The sequence below is a fragment of the Bacillus sp. AFS029637 genome (assembly GCF_002584985.1).
Classification (GTDB): domain Bacteria; phylum Bacillota; class Bacilli; order Bacillales; family Bacillaceae_G; genus Bacillus_A.
Genome location: NZ_NUPZ01000057.1, coordinates 1 through 7,472, shown reverse-complemented (window position 1 = coordinate 7,472; position 7,472 = coordinate 1). Strand labels below are relative to the sequence as shown.

Annotated in this window: 8 protein-coding genes and 1 pseudogene; 4 read left to right on the top strand and 5 right to left on the bottom strand. The window is 29.5% G+C overall.

The features are described 5' to 3' along the window. From COE49_RS26440 to COE49_RS26420, 5 genes and pseudogenes are all read right to left on the bottom strand, one after another. Positions 1 to 224, bottom strand: a pseudogene (locus COE49_RS26440) (IS6 family transposase); the annotation flags it as partial. A gap of 492 nt (positions 225 to 716) precedes the next feature. Next, the gene (locus COE49_RS26435; RefSeq protein WP_070147268.1) at positions 717 to 1,196 is read right to left on the bottom strand and encodes a hypothetical protein; all 480 of its coding nucleotides are present in this window, start codon (positions 1,194 to 1,196) and stop codon (positions 717 to 719) included. Then, complete coding sequence (locus COE49_RS26430) at positions 1,193 to 1,381, bottom strand: helix-turn-helix transcriptional regulator (RefSeq protein WP_199661832.1); 189 nt, start codon at positions 1,379 to 1,381, stop codon at positions 1,193 to 1,195. The genes COE49_RS26435 and COE49_RS26430 overlap by 4 nt, the downstream gene beginning before the upstream one ends. A 188-nt stretch (positions 1,382 to 1,569) precedes the next feature. Next, complete coding sequence (locus COE49_RS26425) at positions 1,570 to 1,761, bottom strand: Blp family class II bacteriocin (protein ID WP_070147273.1); 192 nt, start codon at positions 1,759 to 1,761, stop codon at positions 1,570 to 1,572. A gap of 21 nt (positions 1,762 to 1,782) precedes the next feature. Then, positions 1,783 to 2,007 (bottom strand): hypothetical protein, encoded by a 225-nt coding sequence (locus tag COE49_RS26420; protein WP_002204986.1) that lies wholly within the window; start codon positions 2,005 to 2,007, stop codon positions 1,783 to 1,785. Positions 2,008 to 2,219: 212 nt separating this feature from the next. Between COE49_RS26420 and COE49_RS26415 the strand changes: the two genes are divergently transcribed. The 4 genes from COE49_RS26415 to COE49_RS26400 are packed head-to-tail and all read left to right on the top strand — an operon-like array spanning position 2,220 to position 6,760. Next, on the top strand, positions 2,220 to 4,439 hold the full coding sequence (locus tag COE49_RS26415; RefSeq protein ID WP_088232706.1) for a peptidase domain-containing ABC transporter: 2,220 nt from the start codon (positions 2,220 to 2,222) through the stop codon (positions 4,437 to 4,439). Then, positions 4,432 to 5,745, top strand: a complete 1,314-nt coding sequence (locus COE49_RS26410) for a putative HlyD family type I secretion protein (RefSeq protein WP_088232705.1) — start codon at positions 4,432 to 4,434, stop codon at positions 5,743 to 5,745. Before COE49_RS26415 ends, COE49_RS26410 begins: the two co-directional genes overlap by 8 nt. Before the next feature lie 41 nt (positions 5,746 to 5,786). Beyond that, positions 5,787 to 6,467 carry an autotransporter gene (locus tag COE49_RS26405; protein WP_088232704.1) on the top strand — a complete coding sequence of 227 codons (681 nt, stop codon included), beginning with the start codon at positions 5,787 to 5,789 and terminating at the stop codon, positions 6,465 to 6,467. A gap of 20 nt (positions 6,468 to 6,487) precedes the next feature. Then, the gene (locus COE49_RS26400; protein ID WP_088232703.1) at positions 6,488 to 6,760 is read left to right on the top strand and encodes a hypothetical protein; all 273 of its coding nucleotides are present in this window, start codon (positions 6,488 to 6,490) and stop codon (positions 6,758 to 6,760) included. The last annotated feature ends 712 nt before the right edge of the window (positions 6,761 to 7,472 follow it).

Below are 7,472 nucleotides of genomic sequence, written 5' to 3'. Positions count from 1 at the left end.
GAGTCATTTGTTTGTTTAAGGTGACGTCGGATTCGTTTGTCCAATTCAGGACCGTACTGATGAACCCAACGCATAATCGTTGTATGAGAAATGGATAAAAACCGTTCCGCCATCATTTCCACTAAATCACGAAAACTGAGGTTGTACCGTAGGTACCATCTTACCGTTAACAAAATAATATCAGGCTGATAATGTTTCCATTTAAATACATTTTCCTTTTCCATACCAATCACGCACCTTCTTTAGATTAGTAATATCAGTATGTCCAAGATTTATTGCAATTGTCCTGAAGTTTTTGCACCAGAACCTTTTATAGAATAATTAAAGAATAAAAAAAACACATTATAACCTAAATACAACAAAAGAGCCGAATATTCCTTAAAGTAGGAAATCTAGCTCTTTTTATGTCGAATTTTAATTCACCTATATTTTCACTAATGTGTAAACAATACCTCTGATTCAATCACTTTTTGTGTTTATCATACTTGTTTACTAAATTTGATATTGTATCAACAATAAAGATTATAACAAAACTTATTAATGATAGTAAAATTAAATTTTTTACAGCTGTGACTAAATCTCTATCCTCAAAGAATTTAAATAAAACTGCTGGGAAGATAAATATAAAGAGGAACAGGAATTTTTTTCTGAATGGTGATTTACTATTAATGATAAATACCCCTCCTTTTTTTCAATTATATAGCTAGATAAATAGATTAATCATTTAATTCATTATTCATTTTTAAAGATTTTTTAGCATTTGTCTTATTTATTAAGTAGATTGCTATACCGAAAAATATACTAGTAATTATATTTAAAGTCCATGAAGAAGGACTATCTATGACATAACCTGATCCACTAAAAACAATAAAAAAGATTATACTTTGTAAAATTGTATTTTTTAAAAGCTTCTTTTTGTTTTTTTCTAAGTCTGTCTCTGAAGTAATATTAATGAAATCAATGTTACTTTTAAAAATTCTAATAGTTATATATCCACAAAAAATTAAAAATAATGTTAAGCAAACAATAATATCTGTAGAAATTTCTTTCAGATATATAGTTTTTGTAGTCAAGTATAAAAAATTTATTAACATAACTAAAATACCTGCTTCTGCTATATATTTTGTATATGCTTTTTCTTGATACTCATCATTTGATTTTTGACCTAAGAGTATTTTTTCTATAATTGTTTTCATTTTATTTCTCCTTCCCAAAATAAATCGTTTAATGTTTTGTCTAAGGCTATACAAATAGACAAACAGAGTTTTAATGATGGATTATATTCTTCTTTTTCAATTAATCCAATGGTTTGTCTACTTACATTAACTAAGTCAGCAAGTTGTTTTTGTGTTAAACCTTTTTCAATACGTGTTAATTTCATTTTTATATTCAATATAAGATTCCCCCTAATGGAATATAAATATGCCTTAATGTAATTTATATATTACATTGTTACCTGTATAAATGTCAAATGATTGTTATTGACTTTTATTTTTATTAGCTGAATTATATTAAATTTTATTTTCTGTAATATAAGTAAATCCCCCNNGGGGGATTTACTTATATTACTTAATCATTTAAATAGCATAATGCAACGCCTGTTACTCCGCCACCTAGAGCGCCCCATGGACCTCCCATAGAACCGATGATAATTCCACCAGCAGCTTCAGCAGCAGCTTTTTTCCAAGTGCAGCCTCCACCATTGATGTTTTCTAATTCTTCTTCTGATAATTTTGTAAGTGTGTTATTAATTTCTTTCATTTATATCAGTCCTTTTATTTTTTATTCTCCAAGACAAGTAATTGCTCCAGCAGCAGCTCCAATATGAGCTCCAACAAATGCGCCACCTGCTGTACCTAATCCCATTGTTGCAGCAGCACCAGCAGCACCACCTGCGAAGATACCTTTAACAACGCCTGCTCCAATTTTATTAAGGCAGCTTCCACCTGCTGAGATTTCTAGAAGCTCTTTTTCTGTAAGTTGTTCTGTCATTTCATTGATTTTCATAATGTTATTCCCCTTTAATATATAATTTTAGATTGTTTTATATGATTCAATCGTTTTATATATGAATCAAAATATAACAATCGTTATATCTAAAATATCATAAATCCCCTAAAAAAGGGTTTAATATGTAAAATTGCATATTTCATCCTTTTTTTATATTTTTATATATAATTAAATTATATATACGAATGTAAAGAGAAGAGGCTGTGATTGTGTTTAAAAAAAAGTTCACTTGTATTAAACAACAGGATTTAAAAGATTGTGGGCCAGCATGCCTTGCAATGATTTCTCGTTATTATGGTTTTACTATGTCTATATCAAAAATTAGAGAAATAGCAGGTACAGATTTAGAAGGAACTAATATAAAAGGCTTAATAGAAGCTGGAGAGAAATTAGGTTTTGGAGTAAAAGGGGTAAAAGCTACAAATTTTGAAGCATTAGAAAAAATCACCTTACCTGCTATTGCACATGTAGTGATGGGAGGAGGGTTACTTCATTATGTAGTAATTTATAAAGTTAAAAATAATAAAATTTATATTGCAGATCCTGAGAAAGGATTTGTCACATATTTATTAGAAGAGTTCGGCCAAATATGGACTGGCATTCTAGTTCTTATGACACCTACTGAGAATTTCCAAAAAGGTAAGGCATTACAAAGTACACTTTCTCGTTTTTTATTTTTACTGAAACAACAAACTAATTTATTAGTACCTTTATTTTTTGCTTCTATTTTCTTTAATTTATTTGGATTATTGGGAGCTTTTTATTTTAAATTTTTAATTGATGATATTGTGACGAATCAGTTGTTACAGACGCTTCATATTGTATCAATTGGAATTATTATATTGTATATCTTTAAGGTACTTCTTTCTTATTTTCGTACGCATTTGATCTTATATTTAAGCAGACGAATCGATATTCAATTAATGCTAGGGTATTATCGCCATGTTGTGGGATTACCGATAAATTTTTTTGAAACAAGAAAAATAGGAGAAATTATTTCTCGATTTATGGATGCAAGTAAAATAAGAGATGCTTTATCAACAATAACAGTGACATTAATGATTGATACAGTAATGGTGACATTAGGCGCTATTTTATTATATATACATAGTCCAGTTTTATTTGGTTTTACTTTATTATTAATACCTTTTTATATAGGTATTATTTTTGCCTTTCATAAGCCATATCAATCTATTAATAGAGAAGAAATGGAGAGTAATGCAAAGTTGAATTCTTATTTAGTAGAATCTTTAAATGGGATTGCAACTATAAAGTCTTATAACGCTGAAAAAGAAGTGTTTTTTCAAACTGAAAGTCGTTTTGTTAATTTATTAAAGCATGTATTTAAAAGAGGAATGCTATCTAATTTGCAAGTTTCTATTAAGATTGGACTTGAGTTAATTGGAGGGACGGTTATTCTTTGGATTGGTGCTATGCAAGTATTAAAAGGAAATATGACAATAGGTGAATTAATTACATATAATGCACTCTTAGCTTATTTTTTAAATCCAATTGAAAATTTAATCGGAATTCAACCTACTATGCAATCTGCATTAGTTGCTGGAGAAAGATTAAATGAAATTTTTGATTTAGATCAAGAAAAAAGTGAAAAAGAGGATAATAAGGTATCTCCTAAACAATTATCAGGTAAGATTGAATGCTCAAATGTTACATTTCGTTATGGAACACGCAAGAATGTTTTAAATAATATAAGTTTTTCCATTGAACCAGGTAGTCAAGCAGCTTTTGTGGGGGAAAGTGGTTCTGGAAAAACAACAATTTCAAAATTATTAATGCATTATTATGAATCGCAACAAGGGGATATATATTATGATGATTACCATGTTAAAGAGATAAATCGTACTGCACTACGAGATCGAATTGCATATGTTTCTCAAGAATCATTTTTCTTTAGTGCTTCTATTTATGAAAATTTATGTTTTGGCTTAGAACAAAAAGTTACTTTGGAAGAAGTTATACAAGTATGTAAGCAAGCTTGTGTACATGAGTTTATTAGTGAGTTGCCATTACGTTATGAAACTTTTTTAGAAGAAAATGCATCAAATTTATCTGGTGGCCAAAGACAACGCTTAGCAATTGCAAGAGCGTTATTAAAAAAACCAGACATTTTAATATTAGATGAAGCTACAAGTAATTTAGATTCTACAACTGAAAAACATATTACAGATATGTTAAAAGAATTAGGTTCACAAGGAGTAACCGTGATTATGATTGCTCATAGATTGAGTACAATTCAACATGCAAGCCAAATTTTTGTAATGGAAAAAGGAAATATTATAGAGCGTGGCTCTCATGAGGAATTATTATTCTATAAGGGTGAGTATTATCGTCTTTGGAAGAATCAAACGGTCCATGTCGAACATATAGAATCGCAATCATATGTAATGGGAGATAACCAATATGAGTAAAATCTATTCTTTTGATCAATTAACGGATAGTGTGGAATTATTGGAAAGAAAGCCTCCTCGTTTTATTGCTGGATTACTCGTTTTTCTTTTGATGAGTTTATTTACTTTTTTAATTTGGGCTTATGTCAGCAAGATAGATATTGTAAGTAAGGGAACGGCAATGATACAAGGAAAATCAGATGCAAGTGTGTCTCGTACTCAAATTGTAGGTGTGGTTGATATGGTTGCTGTTAAGTCTGGTGATGAAGTAAAAAAAGGAGATATTTTAATTCAATTAAAAAATCAAGAATTAACAGATAAACAAAATCAGGTGAATCAAATTGTAGAACATTTAGAAAAACAAAAAGGGATGCTAGAGCAGTTGAAAGAGAGTATCCGGTCTCATAAATCCTCTTTTCCTGATGATGTGGATAAAAAAATAAGAGAAGAATATCAGGCTTATGATCAAAGATATCAATCTATACAAAATGAAAATGACAATGAAATAAAAAAAATAGAGCATGGCAAATTTTCAAACGAACAAGATGAAGTTTTACAAGGGCTAATTGCAGAAAAGGAAAATATCCAAAGAGAAATAGACACAATTGAAAAACAAAAAACAAAAGAAAATATATTAGAAGATCAAAAACAAGTAATGAATGATAAAATAGGGAATTTAGAATCTCAACAAAACAGTGTAGAAAAGCGTATCCAGCAACGAAAAGAAACTTTAGAGCATGAAAGAACAAAAGTTGATGTTACTAAAGAAGGAAAGCAAGAACAAAAGAAAGATGCTTTAAATCAATATAAAGAAGAGTATATGATTTCAGTGAATCAACGTATTCAATCCCTAGAACAAGAACTATTTATTAAAAAGCAAGAGTTAGATGGACTGCGTCATCAAAATGAAACGACAATCATAAAAGCACAAAAAAACGGGATTGTACAATTTCCTTCCATCTTACAACAAGGGGATTTAATTAATCCTGGCCAAGAGATTGTTTCAATTATCCCAAAAGAAGAACAAAAAAAAGTAAGAATCTTATTACCAGCTCAAGAGATAAAAGGAATAAAAAAAGGAGATAAAGTACAATATTCGTTTAAGTTACAGAAAACGGATAAACAAATGGGACAGATAACATATGTATCAGCATATCCTACTTTTGATAAAAATACGAAAGGGTATATGTATGAACTAGAAGCCACAATTGATACAAAAGAATTACAAGAACTACATACAGGGATGGTTGGTAGAGCTTCTGTCATTACAGGAGAAGAACCGGTATGGAAATATATTTTAAGGAAATTAGATTTTATTTCCAATTGAAATAACTAAAAATAGATTCATATAAGGGGACAGAATTAAGTATGAGAAAGTATTTTGCTAGTATAATCATGTTGATTTTATTAATGGTTTATTTTCCTTTATCCGTTACATATGCACAGGAAAAAAACATCAATTTAAGCAATATTGAGCAAATGACTATTGTTTTTAATGATAATACTAATCTAGGAGAAAAAATCAGCTATATTAGAAATAGTGATTTGAATAATTGGCCAGTTGAAGAAATGAATCAGGCCCTAGATAAAATAGATAATTTAAATCTGAGTATAATGGAACGAGCAAGTTTAAAAAGAGAGGTAATACGTTCTTCAGGATTTTCTAATTTTGATTTTAAAGATACAAAATCAGATGTATTAGCATTTAAGGAATTAAAAATAGAAATTATAGAGACTGATACGCTACTTACATTATATAGGAGAAGTAAGGCTGGTGAACCAGAATCTAAATATGGTCTTGGTTATTGGTGGGGAGATAAAGAAAGAAATATTGAAGAAACTAGAAATGAATTAGCCGTATTAGAAGCTTGGGGGAATCCGCTCAATATACAATATAAAATCACGGTACCTAAAGGGACGAGAATGCTTAAAGGATTTACAGCTTCTCAAACTCAATATCTTAAAGGTACAAGTATAGTTCAAGAATATAGAGAAGGTGGAGCTATGCAATACTGGATTAATAAGATAGATAACAGCTGGTTACAATAAAAAATTATTAGGAGGATGACATGAAAAATCATCATGAATTTATAAATTTAGCTCTAGATTGTGAGCGTATTATAAAACAAAATATTCCTAGTAATCCTGACGATGCTAAAAGATATCATTTAATGTTAAACGAACTTAAAGGATTAAGAATGACCATAAAATTAAACCAATTAAATGACAAGTTATATTATTTAGCAATCACACAAATGCTTGAAAAAGATGATCCAAAAAAAGTATTACAAGCTGTTTTAAAACTTAATACATTTTATTGTAACTACTATCAAAATTTATAAAATTATTAATCCAATAAACTTGAGTCTATATTATTTAAAATAACATGACTTATAGTGGCAGGCACTCGAAAGGGTGCCTTTTTTATTAAGAAAAATAAATCTAATAAGAAAGATGATCTTAACGTACAGCATCCACCTCAAAACATGTCAGAATTGTGTCTAAACGTACAATTTTCTTTTTTGATATGGTGTGACCCATGCCCATCAATTTAAGAATGGGAACAAAATAAACCTTTGTTCAAATAAACTAAAAAATTTTTAAAATACTACTTATCCTTAAAAGTGAGCACGCTAAATACACCTAGTTGGGTATTATTTTTAAAAATTATGCAGCTTTCTTTCGTTTTGAAAATTAACTATACTCATAGACAACACTAAAAAGGCCATTGTCACTTTACCCATAAGTTGGCCACAGTTGAAAGCATAAATTGGCCAAAAAACACTTCTTTTTGTAGATGATTATCTAATTATTCAACGGAGTCGGAAGCATAAGTTGGCCGTGTGTTAATTATTAACGCATAAGCTGGCCGTTAGTTCATGCGGAATTTTATACATATGGAATAAAGGAAATAAAGATAATGATTGCTTTTAACCACTGATATAATGGGATGAATAAGAAACTGCATACGTAGGGAAAGAGGATGTTTGACAGAATGTTGTTAAGTCGGGGATTATTGATAAGGAGAACTTCTGATAATGTTACGTTATGGTG